Origin of the sequence: Thermaurantimonas aggregans, assembly GCF_003851885.1 — a bacterium.
GTDB classification, from domain to species: Bacteria; Bacteroidota; Bacteroidia; order Flavobacteriales; family Schleiferiaceae; genus Thermaurantimonas; species Thermaurantimonas aggregans.
Genome location: NZ_BHZE01000003.1, coordinates 43788 through 67525, shown reverse-complemented (window position 1 = coordinate 67525; position 23738 = coordinate 43788). Strand labels below are relative to the sequence as shown.

The window sequence follows — 23738 nt, the reverse complement described above, 5'->3', positions numbered from 1 at the left end:
ATGAAAAAGTATTGTTTAATATTGATATTTCTCTCCCCTATTCTAGCATTTTCTCAAATGATAGTTGATGCCGGAGCAAATCAACATCTTTGTGACCCTGATTGGAACAACGACACAATAATAATTGGAGGTAATCCAACCGCTACTGGAGGTATTCCGCCATATACATATACGTGGTCTATAACTCCAATTGAAGCTTTTTTCCCGGGTTCAGGTATTTATTTCAATGCTTCAGACTTGTTAAATGACACAACTATACCTAACCCCGTTTTAATAGGGGTTTATCCAATGAATTGTCTCAATACAAATTATTTTAGATTAACAGTTACTGATGCCTTAGGTACAACCCTGACAGATTCAGTGCAAATAACAGCATCTAGCTTTTTTCATCATTTGCTTTGGTATGGTTGGACAATAAATCAAGGAGATTCTGTTTTTCTTAACGAAGGTTCAAATGTGGGAGGAGGTATTGGAAATCTTTCTTATTTGTGGCAGCCTTCACATGGATTGAGCGACACTACACTTTTTACTGGCTTTTGGGCAAAACCGAACACTACGATTGAATATTATGTTACTGTAACCGATTCTATGGGGTGTCAGAGGACTGGTTCTCCTTTATATTACATCACTGTGAATCCATTAAGCACAAATTCTACTTTAAAACCAATCCTCGATTTTAATATTTATCCCAATCCAACAAATAATTATATAATAGTTGAAACTGACAAGCATAACCCAACCTACACAGCAACTATAACAGATATTCACGGAAAAATTATACTTACAACATTAATAAAAAGCAAAACAACAATCATAATAACAGACAAACTGACGACAGGATTTTACTTTATAAGTATAAGTGACAATAAACAAATTCTACGTACAAAAAAATTGGTAAAGGAGTAAGCCAACAGCTAAAAATGCCCATTTGCAAAGGCACACAAAACAAGGCAGAACCAAAACTTTGCAAAAGCGCATTTTCTCCATCGCTCGACAGAAAGATGTACGTTTGCTAACAGCAAATAAGCTCAAGCAGGGTTTTAGTGCTTCGTAGGACAGATAAGTGGTAAGTTTGAAGTTCAGTTCTTCGTAGGAAGTTTTGTGGTAAAAATCCCTGCCTGCGCCTATTTGCAAACCGTTGTAGGCAATTTTATTAGAGCGGACACCACTAACAAAAACGGTTGAAAAAATGTGTACTTTAACGACTTCGCAAACCGACAAAAAACTTAAATTTGGCGAAATCTTAATTGTACGACAATGGAAAAAATAAAATTTATTGACCTATTTTGTGGCATTGGCGGTTTTCGGATAGCTATGGAAGAAGCGTGCAGGGAAAACGACCTCATTCCTGAATGTGTTTTTTCATCGGACATAGACACATTTTGTCAAGATAGTTATGAAGCCAACTTCGGACATCGGCCTACAGGCGACATCACAAAAGTTGACGAGAAAGATATTCCTGACCACGATATTTTGTTCGCAGGATTCCCGTGTCAACCGTTCAGTATTATAGGACAGATGCAAGGTTTCAATGACATACGTGGAACTTTGTTTTTTGACATTGCAAGAATTCTCAAACACAAACGTCCTAAGGCATTTGTGCTAGAAAACGTAAAGCAACTTGTTGGACACGACAAGGGTAGAACTTTAAAGATAATTATTAAAACTTTACAAGAACTTGGTTATCATGTTCAGTATGCAGTTTTAAATGCACTAGACTATGGACTACCACAAAAACGTGAAAGAGTAATAATTGTTGGACACCGAGAACCTATTATGTTTTCATTTCCATCACCAGTAAGACCATTCAAACCGCTTTCTGAAATACTTGAAAAGAAAGTTGACAAGAAATATTACGCATCGGAATACATAGTAAACAAGCGTAAAGCAAAGCATAAATCAGCATACAAACTTTCTATTTGGCACGAGAACAAAGCAGGTAACATTTGCAGTTATCCCTATTCGTGTGCATTGAGAGCAGGTGCATCTTACAACTATTTGCTAGTGAACGGTGAGAGAAGATTAACACCAAGAGAAATGTTTCGTTTGCAAGGTTTTCCAGATATTTACAAAATTGTTGTGAATGACAGCCAGGCAAGAAAACAAGCCGGCAATGCAGTTCCTGTGAATTTAGTTAAAGCAGTTATTCTGAAACTATTACCGTATGTTGCCTCCTCATTGGATATGACTTCGGTATTAAGAGAATACGAAGTAGAATATGGCAAAGGATAAATCACCGAAACTTCGGACAGTAAACAAATCTGTTTCAGCATTTCCGCTAAATGAATTTCCAAAAGACTTCCCATTTCTTTTAGGAAAAGAGTTGGTTTATCTTTTGGCTTCAAAAGGGAAAGCTGAATTAGAAGGTTCTGAATGGGAGAATATTTTCGCCAATTGCATTGGTGCAGATTGGAAACCATCAAATGTTGGGTTAGATGATGTTGTGATGGGTAACACAGCTTGGGGTGCAAAAACTGTAAAATCATCAAAGCCCTCAAATCAAAAGAAAGTAAGACTAATTTCGGGACGTAACTCTCCTGTTTATTCGTTCGGTGAGAGAATTGATACATCGGCAGACCCAAATTTAATCGGCAAACTTGTTTTAGATATTTGGAACGAGAGAGTTTCTGCAATCAGAGAGAAATTTAAACATTTGCGTACAGTTGTTTTAATCAAATCAAATGACCTTTCAGAAGTAGTAGTTTTCGAGTTTGAAACTATTCGCTATGACCTCGAACTTTATAAATGGGAATGCAACAAAAATAACAATCTGATTGGCATTGACAAGAAAACGGAAGAGCATCGTTTTACTTGGCAACCGCACGGTTCACAGTTTACAATCATTGAAGAAGTTCCTGAAAAAAGTTTGGTAATTCGTATCAAGCAACCGAAAACACTCGACAAAGAACAGATTTTAAAAGCGCTTGGATTTGATAAATCTTGGATAACTGTAATCCAAAAAAATGGCTGATGTTTTTTCCAAAGAACAGCGTAGCGCAGTAATGCGACAAGTAAAATCAAGTCGCAACAAATCCACCGAGTTAAAACTTATTGACTTTTTCAAAACTAACAATATCAAAGGGTGGCGAAGGAATTACAAACTCTTTGGCAAACCAGATTTTACATTTCCGACTTTGAGAACAGTTGTTTTTGTTGATGGCTGTTTTTGGCACGGACACAATTGCCGAAATACAAAACCTCAAGTCAACAAAGAGTATTGGAATAAAAAAATTGAGAGAAACAAACAACGAGACAAAGAAGTAACACTGACTTTAAAACAAAAAGATTGGACTGTTATTCGACTTTGGGAATGCGAACTGAAAAACGAAAAGCTATTGACCAAACGACTGAAAGAAAAACTGCCTACAACAGCACCTATACGCAAGTGGGGGTTCTGTGCTTCGAATGAAAAATAAGTGCTAAATTTGAAGAGTAGTTCTTCGTAGGAAAGTTTGGTTCGAGAAAGCCCCACCTGCGTATAGCTGCAAACCGTTATCGGTCAGGCTAAAAAGACACCGCAACTAATTGACAATTAATCAGAATGACAATAGGAAATATGACAGAAAGGAATTTTTCAGTAGAATTAATACTCAGAATTGATTGGAGTGAACTTGACTATTTTGGACACGTAAATAACGTTTCATTTTTCAAATACATACAAGCATCAAGAGTGAACTATTGGGACAAAATTGGTTTGACAGAATTTCACAGAAAGACAAATATTGGACCTATGCTTGCTTCCTGTAAATGTGACTTTAAACAACCGCTTTTTTACCCCGGACAAATAAAAATTCTTTCACGTGTTGACTTTATTAAAAATACGAGTTTCAGCATTTGTCATAGAATTATTGATGACAAAGGACAAATTGCAGCAGAAGCACAGGACATTATGGTTATGTTTGACTTTAACCAAAACAAGAAAATTGCATTTCCAGACGACTTAAAAAAGAAAATTGAGAGATTAGAAAACATAAAATTTTAAATATGGCAGCATTTGTAATCGTAGAAGTTTCAGTTCACGACCATAAAGAATACGAAGAATATAAAAAACTTACTCCAGCGACATTGGCTGCTTTTGACGGCAAATTTGTTGTTCGGGGCGGACAGACCGAAACTCTTGAAGGTGATTGGCAACCCGACAGAATTGTAGTTTTGGAATTTCTGACTGTAGAACGTGCAAAAGAATGGTGGAACTCTGAAATTTATACTAAAGCAAAAATAATTAGACAGAGAACTGCAATGACAAAAATGATTGTTGTTCAAGGTGTTTAAGGACAAGAAAAATGAAGCCCGAACCGATAACACGGGTAATCGTTGCACAACTACTTAATTTTTTCGAATCACTTCAATCTTCATTAAAAAATGATCGATTTTTAGGCTTTTGGAGAGTAGTTCACATTTATCTTACAAAAATGATTGTTCTGAAAAAGTACGCTCTAACAGCTTCTTTTAGGCTTTGAAAAAGGGCGTTTTTTGCGTTTTGAAGACTTTGGCTTAATGGTGGGTCTTTGGATAGGGCTTTTACGGCAATTTTCACCCTTTTTCGATTCCATCTCATCAGCTTATTGAGGGCGGAGCATTATTTCACCAGTTTTCATCCAGATTAACCTGGTAAAACATTTTTTGAGTGAAATTTTTTCTTCCTTGCATACCAAAAAAATAAGCAAAAAATCCCATTCAACCAACTTTATATATTAATATTCAATTGTTTGTAACCTTAAAAAACAGATTTTTTTTACTTCAAAATTTTATGTATGTTTGAAACAGTTAATGTTGTGCAACAGGCACAGCCGTTTGCCGCAAGCGGGGGTGCAGTGCTTCGTATGACAGTTTTGTGGCAGGTTCAAGTTCAGTTCTTCAATTGAACTTTTGTGCTAAAAATCCGCCACTGCGCAAAACCGCAAAACGTAACCAGTAAGCCTAAATAAGACACTACAACGACAAACAGACGACTAAAAACTGAATATTAACACAAGAACAAATCATTTTGACAAGTGACCAAAGAAATAAAGACCATACTTCAAACGGACAAAGAGTAAGCCGACACTCATTGCCGACCCTTCTTTATTTTTTATTTTCCCCACCACACATTTTTTTTAATTCAAATAAGCGAAGCGATTCACGAGCACCGCTAAAAAGCAAATTAATCAAGCGAGTAATTTTATGCCGATACGCAAACGGCTCTTTGGCTTTTGCCGAAGGGTTGGCTTTGCGGGTAGGGGCAAAAGCCAAAGAGCCATTTTTTAGCCAACACACGAAAACAGTAACGAGTAAAATAGACAGGGTTATTTCCTTTAATTTAACCGACTAAAATTATATTGTGAGACTATGCCAAAGATTTACGATAATATAGAAAACCACTTAACCAAAGGACTTAATGAAACGCTTGAACTATCACAGCGGACAGACTTTTGTGTAGGATATTTTAACCTTAGAGGTTGGAAAGAAGTGGCAGACACAATAGACCGCTTATCGGGTGCGACAGTAGTTGAAGGCAATAACGATGTTCATCGCGTTTGCCGGCTGCTTATCGGGATGCAGAAAATGCCTGTTGACATTATTCGTGACCACTTTTTCAAAACCGATGACCATCTCATTGACCAAGCCGAGGTTGTAAAACTTAAAAAACGACTGGCGCAGGAATTCAAAGACCAGCTGACTATTGGCACACCTACCGAGGAAGACGAGAAAGCTCTCCGTAAGTTGAGCCAACAAATGAAGGACAATAAAGTCGTTGTTAAACTGCATTTGCGATACCCGCTACACGCCAAATTGTATTTGGCTTACAGCGATGACAAACGCGTTCCTGTGGTTGGTTTTTTAGGCAGCAGTAATTTAACCCTTGCAGGTCTTGCCAAACAAGGCGAACTGAACATTGATGTTATGGACCAAGATGCAGCCAATAAGTTGGCGGCTTGGTTTGACGATCGATGGAACGACCGTTGGTGTATTGATATTACTAGAGATCTTATTGATATCATAGATAATTCGTGGGCTGCTGACAGATTGGTATTACCCTATCATATTTACCTGAAAATTGCTTACCACCTTTCCAGAGAGGCGCGTGCAGGTATTAGTGAATTTAGACTACCGAAGGTTTTCCAAAATGAGTTATTGGAGTTCCAACAGAAAGCAGTTTTAGTAGCTGCTCATCATTTGCATAAACGTGATGGAGTTATGATTGGTGATGTAGTTGGTTTGGGGAAAACCATAACAGCAACTGCATTGGCAAAACTTTTTGAAGATGATTTCTTTTTGGAAACACTCATCATTTGCCCAAAAAACTTGGTGGAAATGTGGGAAGATTATGCTCACAAATACCAGTTAAGAGCAAAAGTGATTTCTCTGAGTACAGTGCAAACCATTTTACCCAACTTAAGGCGCTACCGTTTGGTGATTATTGATGAAAGCCACAACCTGCGAAACGACCAGGGCAGCCGTTATCGTGCCATAAAATCCTATTTGGAAGAGAACGATAGCAAAGTGATTTTGCTTTCGGCTACACCTTACAATAAATCTTACTTCGACCTTTCAAACCAACTTCGTTTGTTTATTTCAGACGACAAAGATTTAGGCATTAGCCCTGAACGCTACATTGAAAGCATTGGCGGACAAGTTCAATTTGCTTCACGGCACACGGAAACTTTTATCAGAAGCATTAAAGCGTTTGAGAAAAGCAATTTTGCTGATGACTGGCGGGAATTGATGCGATTGTATTTGGTTCGCAGAACAAGAAGTTTCATCAAAAACAATTATGCAGAAACCGACCCAATCAACGAACGAAAGTTTTTAACTTTTGCCGATGGCTCAAAATCCTATTTCCCCGACCGTATTCCCAAACGTGTTGAATATGTATTTGATCCGAATGACCCGAAAGATCAATATGCAAAATTGTATTCAAACAAAGTAGTTGACATCATCAACGATTTGGAATTGCCGAGATACGGACTGCAACAATATTTGAACGATAAACCTTTAATCAAACCAACAAAGGACGAAGAACAAATAATGCAAAACCTTAGCCGTGCCGGACGCAGGTTAATGGGCTTTTGCCGAACGAATTTGTTTAAGCGCTTAGAAAGCAGCGGTTATTCGTTTCTGCTATCATTGAGCCGACACATTTTGAGAAACTATGTGTTTGTGTATGCAGCACAAAATCATTTGCCTTTTCCCATCGGTAAAAACATTTCGCAAAACTTAGATGATTTTCTGGAGGATAGCGACACCGACAATGACGGAGATGATAAAAACCATTTAAAACTCATTCTAAATGAAGAAACCTATCTTCAAAAAGCAGAAGAACTTTACAAACTCTTTGCAAGCGAAAGCTATAAAAACCGTTTTGACTGGATTAGAAGTGAGTTTTTTGCAGGCTCACTACAGCAAAACCTCATCAGCGATAGTAGAAAAATTATTGAAATTCTGAAATTGGGCAAAGACTGGAACCCTGATGAGGACAGGCAACTGAATGCTTTGCATGAATTATTGACCAAAACCCACAGCAAAGAAAAAGTGTTGGTATTCACCCAATTTGCCGACACGGCTTATTACCTCACCGAGCAATTGAAGAAAAGAGGCGTTACCCAAATTGAAAGTGTAACAGGCGATGATGAGAATCCAACAGCTAAAGCACAACGCTTTAGTCCGCACAGTAACCAAAAACAGGACATTATCAAAAGTGGACAGGAGTTACGGATTTTGATAACCACCGATGTGTTGAGCGAAGGACAAAATTTGCAAGACGCTCATATCATTGTAAATTACGATTTGCCATGGGCTATCATTCGCCTTATTCAGCGGGCAGGCCGTGTGGACCGTATCGGACAAAAAGCAGAGCAAATTTTATGTTACTCATTCTTGCCGGAAGATGGTATCGAAAACATCATTCAACTAAGAGATCGCTTGACTTATCGCATAAAGGAAAATGCAGAAGTGGTGGGCAGCGATGAAACCTTTTTTGAGGGCGATCCGGTTAACCTTGCCGATCTTTACAACGAAAAATCGGGCATCTTAGACGGTGAAGATGACGATACTGAAGTAGACCTGGCTTCTTACGCTTATCAGATTTGGAAAAATGCAACCGATGCTAATCCCGAACTGAATAAAATCATTCCCGACTTACCAAATGTGATTTACGCTACCAAATCATCGTCAGAACACGATTTAAGAAGATTAAAAGATGGACAGGATTTGTTTCAGGACGAAATAAGCGATAATCATGACAATCAAGAAAATCCTATTCATCGTGTAAAAGAAGGTGTCATTGTTTACACCCGAACATCAGAAGATAACGATGTTTTAACTTGGGTTGACAAAAACGGAAAAATCATTACCCAATCGCAATACACCATTTTGAAAGCGGCTCAATGCACACCCGACACCGAACCAAAACATAAATTGGAAAAACACCACGAATTGGTGAAAAGTGGCATTGACTTTATCCGTGAAGAGGAAAAAAACACAGGCGGTTCATTGGGTAAAAAAACAGGCGTGAAATATCGTGTGTATATGCGGCTCGACCGCTATTGCAAAGAGTATGAAGGAACTTTGTTTGTAAATGAGCAACTGAAAAAAGCCGTTGACGACATTTACAAATATCCATTGAAAGAGTTTGCACGGGAAACCTTGAACCGCCAACTCAAAGCAGGTATTTCAGACGACCAGTTGGCAAGTTTGGTGGTTTCGCTTCGTGAAGAAGATAAATTGGCAATTGTAAATGAAGATGAACAACCCTATAAAGAACCGCAAATCATTTGCTCTTTGGGCTTAACCAACAGGTAGAATTATGGCAAAGAATCAAAAGATAGATATTAAAGGCACAGAAATTACCGTTCTCAGAAATGAAGCGGAAGATTATATTTCTCTAACTGACATAGCCCGTCATAAAGATTCGGAACATACAGATACCATCATCCAAAACTGGATGCGTAATCGTAATACCATTGAATTATTGGGCTTTTGGGAAAGCATCTACAACCCAAATTTTAAACCCCTCGAATTCGAGGGGTTTAGAAAACAAGCCGGATTGAACAGTTTTGTTATGACTCCTAAAAAATGGATTGAAGCCACCAATGCCATTGGCATCATTTCAAAATCAGGAAGGTATGGCGGAACTTTTGCTCACAAAGACATTGCTTTTGAGTTTGCTTCCTGGATTTCCATTGAATTCAAGCTCTATGTTATCAAAGAGTTTCAACGCCTGAAAGCCGATGAAAATGACCGATTAAAACTCGAATGGAACCTCCAGAGAACATTGGCTAAGGTCAATTATCATATTCACACCGATGCCATCAAAGAAAATCTGATACCCAAAGAATTGAGCAAAGCACAAATAAGCTTGGTATATGCCAATGAAGCTGACTTGCTCAATATGGCATTGTTTGGCTTTACGGCAAAGCAATGGCGGGATGCTAATCCCGAAAAGGAAGGTAATGTGAGAGATTATGCCACCATTGAACAATTGGTGGTACTTTCTAATCTTGAAAGCATCAATGCGGTGTTAATCAATCAGGGCTTATCACAATCTGAACGCTTAAAACAACTCAATCAAATTGCCATTACACAAATGAAATCTTTGGTCGCTAACCAACAAATTAAAAAACTGAAATGAGCTTAGATAAAAAAGACTTTTCAAACTACATCAAGCAGTTCAAATTCCGGGAACTGTTTAACGAAATGGGCTGGAACAACGATAAAACAACCCAACCCATTATAGTTGATAACGAAACTTACACATTACAGGCTGTTGCCGAAAAAAGCGGTTTCAAAATTTTAGTGTGCCATCCGAATGCCAGGGGCTTAATTCCCGATTACAACACCCGAAAAAAAATTGAAACCAAAGTAACCAAGCTGTTTCAGGAGCACTTAATTATATTTATTGACGCCCCAAAAACCGAACAGATATGGCAACTGGTGGTCAGGCAATCGGGCAAGCCTACCAAATTATCCGAAACCCGCTGGCACATCAATCAGGACCCTGAATTGCTTTATCAACGGGCATCAGGCATTGTCTTTGAACTGGATGAAGAAGAACATATCACGATTGTAGATGTTACAAGACGCATAGCAGAAAATTTCCAACAAAACAACGAGAAAGTTACCAAGCAGTTCTACGAAAAATTCAAAAAAGAACACGGAGCATTTCTCTCCTTCATTCAAGGCATTACCGACAGAACAGAGCAGGAATGGTATGCCTCCTTGATGCTGAACCGCCTAATGTTTTGCTACTTCATTCAAAAAAAAGGATTCTTAGACAACAACAAAAACTACCTGCGAGATAAACTCAACGAGTGTAAATCAAAGAAAGAAAAAATAAAATTCTACTCTTTTTATCGCGATTTCCTGTTGGTGCTGTTCCATAAAGGATTGAACGAACCCAACCATAGCCCGGCTACCAAAATTGAATTAGGCAAAATCCCTTACCTGAATGGTGGTTTGTTTGACGAACACGAAATTGAAAAAAACAATACAAACATTGACATTGACGACCAAGCCTTTGAACGCCTGTTTGATTTTTTCGATCAATACGAATGGCATTTAGATACCCGCCACACCGCCAGCGGAAGAGACATCAACCCCGATGTAATCGGCTATATTTTTGAGAAATACATCAACGACCGCGCCCAAATGGGTGCCTACTATACCAAAGAAGACATTACCGACTACATCAGCAAAAATTGCATCATCCCCTGGTTGTTTGACGAAACCCAACGGCATTACCCTAAGGCGTTTAATCCTGAAGGTGAAATATGGCAAATGGTAAAGCAAAGTGGCGGCTGCTACATCTACGATGCAGTGAAAAAAGGCACTGACATAGAAAACCTCGATTTTGGAACTTCCGTAAGCATTGACGACCCGCATCATCCACTATGGAACGATTTGCCCGAAGAAATTCGAGCCGGCTTTCGCCCCGACCTGAAAGACAAACCCGTTTCAGGCGAAGGCCCGCACCTGTGGGAACTGCGTAAAGAGTGGAATAAGCCTGCCCCTACAAATATAGCCCTGCCCACAGAAATTTATCGCGAACTCATAGAACGCAGAAAACGCTATTGGGAACTTCGCAAAAAAATCGAGGCAGGCGAAATAACCCAAATCAACGACTTTATTACCTACAACCTGAACATTCGCCAGTTTGCACAAGATGTGGTAGAAAACACCAACGACCCCGAACTGCTCAAACACTTCTACAAAGCGCTCAACAGCGTTACCATCCTTGATCCCACCTGCGGCTCCGGTGCATTTTTGTTTGCGGCCATGAACATTTTAGAACCGCTTTATGAGGCTTGTTTGCAACGCATGGAAAACTTTGTTGCCGAAGCGCCCAAAGGCAAATACAAGTTTTTTGAAGAAACGCTGGCACAGGTAAAAAGTCCCGAACATCCCAACCTGCAATACTTCATTTACAAAAGCATTATCCTGCAGAATTTGTATGGTGTGGACATTATGAAAGAAGCCGTGGAGATTGCCAAACTGCGTTTGTTCCTGAAACTGGTAGCCACCGTAGAAGCCGATTACCGCAAACCCAATTTAGGTTTAGAACCATTGCCTGATATCGATTTTAACATCCGTGCAGGAAATACGTTGGTTGGCTTTGCCACAGAAGCAGAACTACAAAATGCTTTTGCAGGAAAGCTGGATTTTGATAATGACACTGAAAAAATCAAAGAAAAGTGCGACATCGTTGCCCGTACCTTCAAACGCTTTAAAGAAATACAACTCACCACAGGCGACAACCACAGCGATTTTAAGCAAGCCAAAGACGAACTCCACATCCGGCTGAAACAACTCACTGTCGAACTCGACCAGCTTTTGGCTAAAGCACACTATGGCATTGACATTACAAACAAAGAAAAATACACACACTGGCTGCAAACCCACCAACCTTTTCACTGGTTTGCGGAGTTTTATGAGATAGTTCAGGGAAATGGCGATGCCCTGAGCCAGTCGAAGGGTGGTTTTGATGTAATCATTGGAAATCCGCCTTATGTCGAGTATTCAACTGCGAAAAAAAACTACATTCTCAAAGATTATGAATGTTTATCTTCAGGTAATTTATACTCTTTTGTAATTGAACGTTCAATAAAAATTCAAAAAGATGGTTCTTATAATGGGATGATCATTCCTTTGAGTGCGTATTGCACGGACAGGATGGCTTCATTTCAAGAATTTGAATTTGAAAATTGTTCGGAAATATTTTTAAGCTATTATGCTGAAAGACCAAGCAAACTTTTTGAAGGAGCAGAGCGGAACTTAGTAATTTCATTGTTTAGAAAACAAGTCAAAACAAACATCAAAAAAATATATACTACCTACTACTACAAATGGAACTCCACATTCCGTGAGTTTTTATTTGAAAACATTTCTTACACAGAAGCAAAATCAACCATAATAAAAGGAATTGTTCCAAAGATTAGCTCAACTGAAGAACTTTCAATTATTAAAAAACTACGAGCAATAAAAAAGAACATTGGTTTTTTTACATCAAGAAACAAAACTAATCATTATTTATACTATCGCAATAGTGGTGGTAGATACTGGAAAATAATTACTGACTTTCAACCGAAATTTATACTCAATAGTAAGCCTGGTGTGTCTTCAAGAGAAAGTTATCTATACTTCAATGATAACACAACGCTACAAATCACTGTCGCCATTTTAAATAGTTCAATTTATTATTGGTATTATGTTATGCATTCTGATGCTCGAACTAACAATCCAAGTGATTTAAAAGAATTTCCTGTTGATATTGATAAGCTTTCCGAGAAAATAAAAAAGAAGCTTTTATCTGTTTGTAATAAACTTATGAAGGATTTAGACAAAAATTCTATAATGCAACAAGCAAGATACCAAACTGGTGATGTTGAATTTCAACAGTTTTTTCCTCAAAAGTCAAAAGGGATTATTGATGAAATTGATATTGCTTTAGCAGAGTATTATGGCTTAAATGAAAAAGAATTAGAGTTCATTCTTAACTATGATTTGAAATTCAGAATGGGCAAAGAAGTAGACGAAGAATGATTATAGAAAACCTTGGCAATACCGACCTTTTAAAGCTACCGAAAACAGCTTTTTTATGCAGCCGCCAAGTGCCTGCATCGGTGGTATTGAAATGCTATGATTGGGCCATAGAGCAAAGAGAAAAAGGAAATTGTGTTATCAGTGGTTTTCACAGCCAAATAGAAAAAGATGTGTTGCATTATCTGCTCAAAGGCAAACAGCCCATCATATTGGCATTGGCAAGAGGGCTAAAAGAAAAAGTAGAACCTGAATTTGTAAAACCATTGGAACAAGGCAGATTGCTCATCATCACACCCTTTGATAAATCGGTAAAACGGGTAAGCAGCCAAAACGCACAGCTACGCAACCAACTAATGACCAACCTTGCAGACCAAATCACCATTGGTTACGCAAGCCCTGGCGGACAGTTGGAAGAACTACTGAAAGGAACTGAGAAACCACTAATTAAAATCGTATGACCCAACGCATTTTGTAAGCACATTGCCAGCGCCCCACAAGGCAAAGCTTTGTCAAACCTGCCTGCCGGCAGGCAGGGAGTTTGCAAAGCCAAGGCAGAGAAAAATTGTTTTTAAAAAATTTCCTGACCCTTCAAAATAAATAAAAAACGCAACGCACAACCCGACAGACAATAATACGAAAACTCAATACTGACAATGGTTTTCAAAGACGAGCAGACAGAACACCAGCACCCAACAGGCGTAACCGTTGCACAACTACCTAATTCTTTCAAATCACTTCAAACTTCATTAAAAAATGACTGATTTTTAGGTCTTTTGAGGTGTAGTTTACATTTATCTTGTAAAAATGATTGTTCTGAAAGAGAACGCTTTAACGGCTTTTGTCACCCATTGAAAAAGATTAATTTCCACGTTTTGTAGTTTTGGGCTTAATGGTGGGTCTTTGGATAGGGCTTTTATGGCAATTTTCACCCTTTTTCGACTCCATTTCATCAGTTTTTTGAGGGCGTAGCATTATTTCACCAGTTCTCATCCAGACTAACCTGGTAAAACATTTTTTGAGTGAAATTTTTTCTTCCTTGCATACCATAAAAGTACGCAAATCGCAGCAATCAAACAGCTTAATATATTAATATTCAATTTTTTATAACCATAAAAAACAAAATTTTTTCCACTTCAAAGTTTTCTGTATGTTTGAAACAGTTAATGTTGTGCAACAAGCACAGCGGTTTGGCGTAATGACGGGTAACGAGCAAAATTGAAAGTTTATGCTTCTATTCAGCTGCGGTGCTGCCTTCCTGTTGTAAATGGCAGCTTTCGAAATCCAGCGATCGCGGGCAATACCCTGGATATTTTTGCCAGCATCAAACTCCCTGAGAATGTTGAAAATCGGGCTTCGGTAATCTTGTAAGGTTTCAACAGCAGCATTGGTGTAATTGTATACACGAAATAAAATGTTTCGATCACTGAAAAACTACCAAAAAGTATGACTGAATTGGAAAAACAAATACAAAATTTCTTTTCCGTAAATGAGGACGATCTAATAAAGATCCGTTCATATTTCAAACCATTAACCCTGAAAAAAGGAGACTTTTTTCTGAAAGCCGGAACCTATTCCGATAAACTCGGATTTGTTGAGCAAGGTATGGTTAGGGAGTTTGTTTACATAGATGGCAAAGAAGTAACGAAATGGATTTCAACCAGGGGGTATTTCATGGTGGATTTGGCCAGTTTTCTATTTCTGCAAACAGCTCGTTGGAACATTCAGGCCCTCACAGATTGCGAACTGTACGTAATTCATAAAAAAGACTATGAACAAATAGGACAAATCGTACCCAAATGGACCGAGTTAGAAAAACTTTTCATCGCAAAATGCTTCACCGTTTTAGAAGACAGGATTATACAACATATTGCACTTACAGCGGAAGAGCGCTATAACCAACTTTTTACTTTTAATAAAGAACTGTTCAATCAAGTGCCGTTGCAATACCTGGCCTCAATGCTTGGTATGACACCTGAAACATTGAGCCGAATCAGAAAAAAAACCTTAGGCAAAACTTCTTGATTTTTATCAAGTGTAGTTCCTGATTTTATGGTGTCCTTTGCATCGTTAAAACAAACGATCATGTACTTAAAATCCATTTTACTAACTGTAAATAGCCTGATCATTTCTGCAGGCTTATTTGCACAAAATAACGGCAAAATGAAAAGCATCAACAACAAGGCACCCGTAAAATGCAGCAAAAGCATCACTATTAACGCAAGTAGCGAACGGGTTTGGAAAATCTTAACAGATATTGACAATTGGAATACCTGGCAAACCGAGATTCATAATCCGAAACTGAATGGTGAGTTACTGCCGGAAACAACTTTTGATTGGAAAACCGGGGGAGTAAAAATTCACTCTACGCTTCACACGGTTGAGCCTTTTAAAAGGTTTGGCTGGACAGGAAAAGCAACGGGTATGTTTGCGATTCACAACTGGACATTAACGGAAATTAACGGACAAACTATGGTTACGGTGGATGAAAGTATGGACGGTTTCCTGGCAAAACTCTTTAAAAAGTCCTTCAATAAGAACCTGGAAAAAGGTATGCACACATGGCTTGAATTATTAAAGAAGGAATGTGAAAAATAACGCAACAGATAGAACAAGGAGTTTAAAAGCGATTATTACACAAAGTTTTAGTGTCAAGTACTTCCTATACGCTGATGAGTACTAATAGCAAAATGTTCATTAGCGGGATTAGACCGATCTACAAGTAAGACCCTTCATAAAAACTCCGCTTTTACGCCTACAATCGCAACGTTAGAAACAAAAAACCGCACTTTGGCTACTTGTAAACTTTTAGGATGTTCGGAAAATCTGCAACAGATATAATCAGCTTTATCTCTTTGGTTATCTGACACTTAGATGCCAGAAAAATGTTTTACACCACTTATTGAGTGTTGCCGATTTTTTTCCGTCTTGAAGTTTTAATGTTGTTGTTAACAAATTCTGTATCACTTAAATAGATTGTGTTATTAGTTCCAAAGGTATCTAATTTAATTATTTGTCTTAGTTTAGGATCGTAGCTGTAAGGTTTAAATCCGTATTCAATTAATTAATGGTGAATTTGATTTTCGTTATAACCATACCTTTAACCAGAACCCTTTAGTTCTATTATTGTTACCTTTAATGTTTTGTCAGCTAAAGTTATTGTGGCACCATTTAAAACTTCTGTTTCAAATCCTTCGACATCAATTTTTATCAGAACAGGAAATTGCTCGGTTATCAAAATTGAATCTAGTGAGTTAATTTCAACATCGATGGTATTTGTTTCATTTTCGGTTACTAAATGATCCACGGCATCTAACTCCTGTGTAAATTTTAACAATCCTTTACTGCTACTTAGGCCAATATTCAATGCTTTTACTTTGTCCTGTATTTTGTTGATCAAAACATTATCCATCAAGTGTTTAAAAGTCTAAGGAACAGGCACGATTGCTATTGTGGTTGCTTTAACTTCTGCAAAAGCCAAAATAGTGAAGACACCCACATTTGCTCCTACATCAACAATAAAATCTTCTGGTCGTAAAAAGTGCAGAAGAAATGCCATTTCATCGTTTTCAACCTAACCACAGTAGAGATTTCCTGTGGCACCAGCCAAACCCCTCCACATTATAAATTTTGAATTTTCAGTAAAAGAATATACAATCGGATAAGGATTTTAACGACAATTAATTTGCCATTTCAGGAATCTCATTATTCCGCCAAATTTGTTATCAGAATTAAATGGATGATTGTAGATAAATTTTAAAATTGTTGATTAAAAACATCGTATTTATTTTTTTAGTACAATTGACGTTTTCCGCCATCGCGTTCGTGCGATTTTTGTACCTACTAAGAGGTTTCGGTCTGGAGCACTAAACTGTCAACAAAGCACAAATGTTGATAGTAGTATTACTTTTGATTTAACCACATCAGTCCCCATTGCGGAAAACGGCTGTCCCTGTGATTCTGACGACCTAAATTAGTTAAATACAAGCTAGAAGAAGGAAAATTTATTGAAAAATAATTGGTAAAAATCGAAATTTGAAGAGCAGAAAAAAATTATATCTCATAATGTTTAAGCTGCATATTGACCTTATGGTACCTGAAGGTAAATTTTATCGCAAGTTGTCTTAAGCAGTTGAACTACACTTTTTGTGTAAGACTATAGCGAAGTATTATGGCAAAGAATGCAATGTGTAAAATCAGAAGCAAAACGGTAGAGCCGGTATTGGGCACGCTGCTGCTGAACTATATGAATCTTCGGAGAGTGAACACCCGAGGGATGAGTGGAGCGAACAAGCATGTATTATTCAGTGCGTTGAGTTATAACCTGAAGAAATATATAAACTTCATCAAAAGAAAAGCTCAAAGCAAAGCGCAATCCATGTTGAAACCCCAGATAGAATGGCAAGCAAGGAAAAATTTTTTAATAGAAGGTTATAAACCACATTAGAGCTGACATAGGCCAGTCAAAAATTAAAATGAGAAAATCGGTTGTAAAATAAAGGGTAGTTTAAAACAGGCCTAATGCTGTTGAAATTAAACTCAAAAGCTGAGAAATAGCATTTAAATAGAGGTTGTGCAACAGTTACCCGTGTTATGTGCAGTGTTAATTTTCAACTATTTTTTTTCGCATTACGTAATGGTCTAAATTATCTCCAAATCCATTTTTTATAATTTTCTCCGTGTAAAATCCAAAATTATTAAACGTTTTTTCAAGTAGTTGAGTTGTGTTAATTAAAATGTCAAAAGGCTTATTTTCATTTCTTATATTTTCCATTAGATGCTCAAAGAAGATATTGGAAACGGTTAAAAACTTCCTCAATCCTAATGAATTCCTCTTAAACATTACCCAAGCTATTCCAAATATTTTCTCATTTTCGTTTACATAATGTCCTCCGCAACCAATAATTTCGTTGTCAATAATTAAAACTTTAAAATTTTCGTCAGCGTATTTGTCCAAAAAATCGAGCAAGTCGTCCAAATCATTTATGTCAAAATATTTAGGACAGTTAGATTTAAAAATTTCTACAATGTAGTTTTTATGTTCAATATTGTATGTAATGATGTTTACATTCATTTTTCTTGCAAAGAAAATTAAATTTTTAGGAGTGTCAAAATTTAGGCGTTTTCCGAAAACATTGCACACAACGTTTTGCCGCTTGCCGCAGTGGGGGATTTCGGAGCACTTCACTGTCAACCAAGCACAAATGTTGATAGAAGCACTGCACTTGATTTAACCACGTCAGCCCCCATTGCGGCAAACGGCTGTTACCTGCTGTGTTTATTGTCATTCTGTTCGATTTCTTCTAATTGTTTTAACAAGTCTTTCTCCCTGTCACGTAGTTGAGATGCCATTTCGTAACTCTGAGCTGTAATTGCTTTTTCTTTTTTGTCACGAATGATTTTTAGTTGTTCAATAATTTGGTCTTTTTCCATTTTATATGTTCTCCTTTAAAAATTTGATGATTTTCTCCTTTCGGAATTGGATTTCTTGTTTTGTCCAAGTCAAGTTATCCTTTGTCATTTCTTGAATTTCACGCTGTTGAGCCAAGTGATTATATGTTGCTCTCTTGTCCGCAAATGGATTGTTGCCTACGGAACAGTTATGAGATTTTGAAAGTAATAGATAGTTGCCTAAACAGTCAATGTATTGTTGTTTAAATTCCTCGTCATACTCACAATAACCTGCTGCAACGGGTTTTCCGTCCGTTGGTGTTTGCGGTGCAATGTGTTCCAATTCAGGGCTAATAATTTTGTCAAAACGTGTCGGTGAATAACCGCTTTTACCTTGTCCTTCTAGGTAGTTTTCGTATTTCCAAAGAAGATATTTAGCTGTCGAGTGAGGAATTGCTGCTTGAATTGAACGTTCAAATTCTGTGTCATTCCAATATGCCCACCACCAAGAGTCGCCACCTGCTTTTTTCATCCAGTCTATTTTGTCAGTGATTGGTTTAATGTCTGGCTTCTCTTCCGTGAAATTTTGGAAAACCTCATTTACTCTTGAAGTAATGTCGGCTCTTGTTCCTATTAAACGATGTCGTAAAACGATTGATTCGAGTTTACTGCAAAGTTGATTTATCGTATTTATCGGCAAACCGAATTTGTAAGCTTTGATTACAAAAGGAATTGCGATTCCAATTCCTCCAAGCGTAATTAGTGAATGAACTTCTAATTGTTCTCTTTCGTCTTTACCGAAGAATGTTGTTAGATGCTCAAAACTGATTGCTAATGAGTGAGTGAATGATTTTATAAACGGAATTGGATTTCCGTCTGAAAGTAGTTTATTGATTTTTTCAATTGCGTTTGTTTCCCAAAGTGAATTGAAATGAACTCTTAAAGTGTAAACCAAAACATCATCTTCATTGATGTTGTATTCTATTGATGAAATTGATTTGTAGATTTTTTCAAAGCGATTTTTGATTTCTTCAATTAGTGATTCTTTTTCTTCGCCACCGTAAAGATGAACGTTGAACATAAATTGAGCTTTGATTATTTCCAAGTTTGAAGGTTTTTTACCTCTGTTGTTTTGGAAAATAAACATCTGAATTGCTTCCGATTCGTCTTTTACCGGATGTGTTGTGCAAGTTGCGTTTTGCACTGTGTTCAACATTTTAAGTAAATAAGGTTCGTCCTTGTTTTCTAATTGCGAAGTGAAAAAGTCAAAAGCGTTTACAATTCTTTTTGCTGATGCAGTTTCAAGTCCGTTCTTGTCTTTTTTGGTTTGGTCAATTACATAATCTTTGAAAAGTTGTTTGTCATAATCAACTGTTTCAAAACGATAAGTTGAATTTCGTTTGATAATATCTTCAAAAATTTCTTGTTCGGTTTCTGTGAGTTTTCTAATTGAACTTAGTCGTTTGAATAGAGCAGAAAGAAAAATTACAATTGTTGTAAGTCTTTGCTGTCCGTCAATTACGCCAAATTTTTTGTCGAGCTTCTCTTCAAAAAGAAAGTGTCCGAAGTAGTAAAATGATTTTGTTGAACTCTTGTTGTAGTCCTCCAAGTCCGATAAAAAAACATTTACCTGTTTTGGCGTTTTGCTTTTTTCAAATTCTGTGTCCCAAGAATATGCTCTTTGATAAGTAGGAACAAAAATTCTGTTCCCTGCTAACATTTGTTTTATTGTTGTTGATGCTTCCATTTTAAATTATTCGTGTTGTTAAAAAAATCGGTGGTGGCGAAGCCACCACCGATTAAATCGTTTAGAGCTTTGTCCAAGAGTGAAATGCCGAATCTGGACAGCCTGATGTGCTTGGAGAAGATTTGGTCTGAATTGTTGTGCCACACTTTTTACAACTGTAATTAGTGTCGCCAACTTCACCCAACTTTGTCCAAGAGTGAAAAGCTTTTGCCGAGCAACCAGAGGTGCTTGGACTGGAATCCTTCTTGATAGAAGTCCCGCAATTTTTGCATTGATACCAGCTTAATGCCATATTAAAAATTGTTTTTTGTTGTGCCTACTCTGGTCGGTTTTCGGCATCCCCGTTTGTCCGCTAAGGTAGATTGTCAGTCCGTCAAAACGTGTCGTTGTCTTGTATGGTCGTCTTTCTAACATAGCAGGTAACGGTTTGGGTTTATGACGGCTGCGGTTTTCAAAGCCGGGTTTGTCCTATGTGTTGAAAACGAAGTTAGTAAAACCAAATTACATTTCAACCTGTCACCCGCAGCTGGCATAAACCTGGTGTTGTGGGGCGTTTATTTGATCCAACCTATGTAAGAATTCTCTTTGTCCACTGAATATAAAACCAATTTCCATTGTCCCGATTGACTCAACTGAACTACTGTTGTTATTTTGTCAATTCTTGTCAAGTGGTTTCCTTCCATTATTTGGTCAGAGCAGTCGTCTTTTTTCTTTATATCATTTACTTCTGGTGAGGTTCTCAGTACTCCTTTCGTTTTTAACTCTGTTACTTTATCAATTTTAATTTCTGGATTGCCGAAAAATGTAATCTGATGTTTGTCAACACGTGAGTCATTCCAAATTGTCACTTGGATATAGTCTGAGTAGTAGTCACAGCAACAGGATTTTTTGAGAATATTGATTGTAGTTTTGTCAATCGACTTCTCCAGTGAAACAACTTCTCCTGGATAACCATGGATTAGTTTCAAAGACTTTCCGTCATTCAAAAATATACCAGTCTGGTCATAAGGTAGGCACGGTCCAGAATAAATTAGGTCCTTAAGTCCGTCATTATTCAAATCAACTACATGATAGTAGTCTTCAGTCTTTTTGTTCTCGGGGAATTCGTAAGCATCAAAGTGTTCGTCACACAAATACTTAACTTTAGGGAGTGTTGAAAAGCCTGTCGTGTCATAAGTTAGCGGAGCACTTTTTTCCAGAAATCTTAATCTCTTCTCAATGTCTGTCAATGACTGAGCATTTAGTCCAGTAACCAGTCCTAGAAATATTATTGTTAGTCCAAGCTTCATGATAAATGCCGCATAACGGTTTGCGGCTTGGCGTAGTGGCGGATTTTTAGCACAAAAGTTCAATCGAAGAACTGCACTTTAACCTACCACAAAACTGTCTTACGAAGCACTGCACCCGCCATTACGCCAAGCCGCTGTTAGCTGCTGGCGTTCTTGTCCACCGTGCCTGTAAACCATTGTCGTTGTTCGGTTTCCTGTCTTTTGTCTGTCGGGTTGTGCGTGGCGTTTTTTATTTTTTTTGAAGGGTCGGAAAATTTTTTAAAACCATTTTTGTCTGCGTTGGCTTTGAAAGCTCTTTTGCAAAACTAGGCTTGTGTGTTGGCTTGAGCGGTTTGCAAATGTGCTTGCAAAATGCGTTGGCTTAAAACACAATCTTCACATCTTCTTTATAGTTCTGTAATGTCCCATTCAAGCTCGCTGTCCAACCGTCAATAAATACTTTTCCGTTTTTGATACATTCGGCAAATTGTTCTTTGCCTACTTTCTCACTGTTAGTGATGTAATAATGGTTGCCGATTTTGTAAATGCAGTCTTCTACCACTTCTTCAGGAACTTGTGTCGGTTCGTCTAAACCAACAGTAAAAATCATATTGTAAATGCGACTTAAAGCGTCGTTATTCAGTTCAGGGAATTGTATTTGCCCGTTGTCATCAACTTTCAGTTTTGGGGCTTCTACAGTATCGAACACTTTAAAGCCAATATCAGGAACTTGCTTTTTGTCTTCTTCAAACAAACCTGTTTTGCTGTTTTGGTCTTCTATTTCTTTTTTGATTTTTTCCCCTGCACGTTTTAGACGTTCAATAGTTATGCTTGATATTACAGGAGGCAAATTGTTTTCTATGCAAAATTTATAGGCAGGTTTATCTTCTTTGATTGGTTCGTCTATTTGGCATAAAATGAATTTACGGTTGCCACCATCTTCTGCGTTGAGTTGCATTACTGCGTGTCCTGTTGTGCCTGAACCTGCAAAGAAGTCGAGGATAGTGGAATCCGAATTTGTTACAAATTTCAAAATATGTATTAAAAATTTAGTGGATTTAGGGTTTTTGAATACCATATTGCCATTAAATAGAGCCTTCAACTCTGCCGAAGTTCCTCTATTATCTTCGTAATAATAACTTTTCAATTTTTCTACTGTCGTGTCAAGACGTTTTTTAATTTTAGGAATCGTTTTCTCAGTTTCTCCCCACAAAACATCTCCGTTATCTGCTGCCGTTTTAAATGTTTCATATTTCCATCTATAACCAAACTCGGGCTTGGCACAAACTTTTTTTGTTATCGGGTGAATAATATCATAATCGTAACCACCGGGCTTTGTGTTTGCCGAATTGCCCGGATAATAAACTCCTTTTTCATCTACATAGGAATAATGAGCAACTCCCGACAAGTTGTCGCCGTTGGTTTGTTTTCTTATCCATTTTCTAAGCTCGGTTTGAATTACATCAATATTATCCCCATACTGTAATTTTAATTCTTCGTATTTATTCTGAATCAATTGCCCTTTTTCGGATTTTGCTTCCCAACTATCTTGAACATCTTTTGATTTTGCATACACTATAACATATTCGTGTTCCGTTGCAATTTGAGTTGGATTATTGTCCGTTGCCGTTCGCCAAACTATTTGCCCGCAAAAATTCTCCTCTCCAAAAACATCATCACAAAGTAGTTTCAAGTTGGCTTGTTCGTTGTCGTCAATACTTATAAAAATTACCCCATCTTTACTCAATAAATCTCTTGCCAATAAAAGGCGAGGATACATAAAAGCCAACCAACCGTTATGGCTCTTTTTAGTCTTGAAGCTAAATTCCATACGTGCAATATCATCTTCACTTAAATTTGCCAAGCCCAACACTTCTAATTCTTCCTTGTCAAACTTATCGGGGTAAACAAATTCATCGCTATCGGTATTGTAAGGTGGGTCTATGTAAATACACTTTATTTTACCACTGTAATGACTTTTAAGTATTTTAAGACAATCCAGGTTATCGCCTTTTAATACTAAGTTTTGGGTTGTGTCAATGTTTTTACTCATTGCAGTATTAAGGCGTAGTTCTTTATCTGTCTTTTGGACATATTTAGCTCGGGCAAAGTTTCTGCCCACAAAGTTTAATCCGTAACCGTTTACCTTTGTGTCAATAGGTAAACCCGCTATGGCTTTGAGTTCTTGTAGGTTAATTTCATTACCCTTTATTACACTTGGGTAGTTTTCTTTCAAAAACTTTAAAAGTTTGTTTTCGTTGGTTTCTGAACCAACTACTGTAAAACCTGCTTGTATAAAATCTTCTTTACTTGTCATA

20 protein-coding genes are annotated in these 23738 nt (G+C 37.5%); 12 read left to right on the top strand and 8 right to left on the bottom strand.

The window, feature by feature from the left end:
• The 6 genes from EIP89_RS02200 (at position 1) to EIP89_RS02175 (ending at position 4272) form a co-directional block, all read left to right on the top strand.
• Entirely contained in the window at positions 1–906 is a 906-nt protein-coding gene (locus EIP89_RS02200) for a T9SS type A sorting domain-containing protein (protein ID WP_160160496.1), read from the top strand.
• A gap of 351 nt (positions 907–1257) precedes the next feature.
• A complete protein-coding gene (gene dcm / locus EIP89_RS02195; protein WP_124397025.1) occupies positions 1258–2232 on the top strand; it encodes a DNA (cytosine-5-)-methyltransferase in 975 nt (324 codons plus the stop codon).
• A complete protein-coding gene (locus tag EIP89_RS02190; protein ID WP_124397024.1) occupies positions 2219–2971 on the top strand; it encodes a hypothetical protein in 753 nt (250 codons plus the stop codon). The genes dcm and EIP89_RS02190 overlap by 14 nt, the downstream gene beginning before the upstream one ends.
• Positions 2964–3416 (top strand): very short patch repair endonuclease, encoded by a 453-nt coding sequence (locus EIP89_RS02185; RefSeq protein WP_124397023.1) that lies wholly within the window; start codon positions 2964–2966, stop codon positions 3414–3416. Before EIP89_RS02190 ends, EIP89_RS02185 begins: the two co-directional genes overlap by 8 nt.
• 125 nt (positions 3417–3541) lie before the next feature.
• Complete coding sequence (locus tag EIP89_RS02180) at positions 3542–3982, top strand: acyl-CoA thioesterase (RefSeq protein WP_245966080.1); 441 nt, start codon at positions 3542–3544, stop codon at positions 3980–3982.
• Positions 3983–3984: 2 nt separating this feature from the next.
• Complete coding sequence (locus EIP89_RS02175) at positions 3985–4272, top strand: DUF1330 domain-containing protein (protein WP_124397022.1); 288 nt, start codon at positions 3985–3987, stop codon at positions 4270–4272.
• A gap of 792 nt (positions 4273–5064) precedes the next feature.
• Here the strand turns inward: EIP89_RS02175 and EIP89_RS11450 are convergent.
• Positions 5065–5232 carry a hypothetical protein gene (locus tag EIP89_RS11450; RefSeq protein WP_160160495.1) on the bottom strand — a complete coding sequence of 56 codons (168 nt, stop codon included), beginning with the start codon at positions 5230–5232 and terminating at the stop codon, positions 5065–5067.
• Between the two features lie 96 nt (positions 5233–5328).
• On the opposite strand from EIP89_RS11450, the gene EIP89_RS02170 reads away from it, so the two are divergent.
• The 6 genes from EIP89_RS02170 to EIP89_RS02145 all read left to right on the top strand — a co-directional run bounded on the left by EIP89_RS02170 (position 5329) and on the right by EIP89_RS02145 (position 15612).
• A complete protein-coding gene (locus EIP89_RS02170) occupies positions 5329–8781 on the top strand; it encodes a helicase-related protein (RefSeq protein WP_124397021.1) in 3453 nt (1150 codons plus the stop codon).
• Positions 8782–8785: 4 nt separating this feature from the next.
• A complete protein-coding gene (locus EIP89_RS02165) occupies positions 8786–9610 on the top strand; it encodes a KilA-N domain-containing protein (RefSeq protein ID WP_124397020.1) in 825 nt (274 codons plus the stop codon).
• Positions 9607–13017 (top strand): Eco57I restriction-modification methylase domain-containing protein, encoded by a 3411-nt coding sequence (locus tag EIP89_RS02160; protein WP_124397019.1) that lies wholly within the window; start codon positions 9607–9609, stop codon positions 13015–13017. The genes EIP89_RS02165 and EIP89_RS02160 overlap by 4 nt, the downstream gene beginning before the upstream one ends.
• Positions 13014–13475 (top strand): DNA-binding protein, encoded by a 462-nt coding sequence (locus EIP89_RS02155; protein ID WP_174706041.1) that lies wholly within the window; start codon positions 13014–13016, stop codon positions 13473–13475. The genes EIP89_RS02160 and EIP89_RS02155 overlap by 4 nt, the downstream gene beginning before the upstream one ends.
• Positions 13476–14469: 994 nt before the next feature.
• On the top strand, positions 14470–15039 hold the full coding sequence (locus EIP89_RS02150; protein ID WP_371851055.1) for a Crp/Fnr family transcriptional regulator: 570 nt from the start codon (positions 14470–14472) through the stop codon (positions 15037–15039).
• A gap of 60 nt (positions 15040–15099) precedes the next feature.
• Positions 15100–15612 carry an SRPBCC family protein gene (locus EIP89_RS02145; RefSeq protein ID WP_245966079.1) on the top strand — a complete coding sequence of 171 codons (513 nt, stop codon included), beginning with the start codon at positions 15100–15102 and terminating at the stop codon, positions 15610–15612.
• Positions 15613–16114: 502 nt separating this feature from the next.
• Here the strand turns inward: EIP89_RS02145 and EIP89_RS02140 are convergent.
• The 7 genes from EIP89_RS02140 to EIP89_RS02115 form a co-directional block, all read right to left on the bottom strand.
• Positions 16115–16426, bottom strand: a complete 312-nt coding sequence (locus EIP89_RS02140; RefSeq protein ID WP_124397017.1) for an FkbM family methyltransferase — start codon at positions 16424–16426, stop codon at positions 16115–16117.
• Between the two features lie 15 nt (positions 16427–16441).
• Positions 16442–16573 (bottom strand): hypothetical protein, encoded by a 132-nt coding sequence (locus EIP89_RS11670; RefSeq protein ID WP_262607383.1) that lies wholly within the window; start codon positions 16571–16573, stop codon positions 16442–16444.
• A gap of 1044 nt (positions 16574–17617) precedes the next feature.
• Positions 17618–18088: an N-acetyltransferase gene (locus EIP89_RS02135; RefSeq protein WP_124397016.1), complete on the bottom strand. Its 471-nt coding sequence runs from the start codon at positions 18086–18088 to the stop codon at positions 17618–17620.
• A gap of 191 nt (positions 18089–18279) precedes the next feature.
• Positions 18280–18447, bottom strand: a complete 168-nt coding sequence (locus tag EIP89_RS11445) for a hypothetical protein (RefSeq protein ID WP_160160494.1) — start codon at positions 18445–18447, stop codon at positions 18280–18282.
• Position 18448: 1 nt separating this feature from the next.
• Entirely contained in the window at positions 18449–20152 is a 1704-nt protein-coding gene (locus EIP89_RS02125) for a DUF262 domain-containing protein (protein ID WP_124397014.1), read from the bottom strand.
• A 554-nt stretch (positions 20153–20706) separates the two neighbouring features.
• On the bottom strand, positions 20707–21504 hold the full coding sequence (locus tag EIP89_RS02120; protein ID WP_124397013.1) for a hypothetical protein: 798 nt from the start codon (positions 21502–21504) through the stop codon (positions 20707–20709).
• 298 nt (positions 21505–21802) lie between these two features.
• Positions 21803–23737, bottom strand: a complete 1935-nt coding sequence (locus tag EIP89_RS02115; RefSeq protein ID WP_124397012.1) for a site-specific DNA-methyltransferase — start codon at positions 23735–23737, stop codon at positions 21803–21805.
• Between the last annotated feature and the right edge of the window lies 1 nt (position 23738).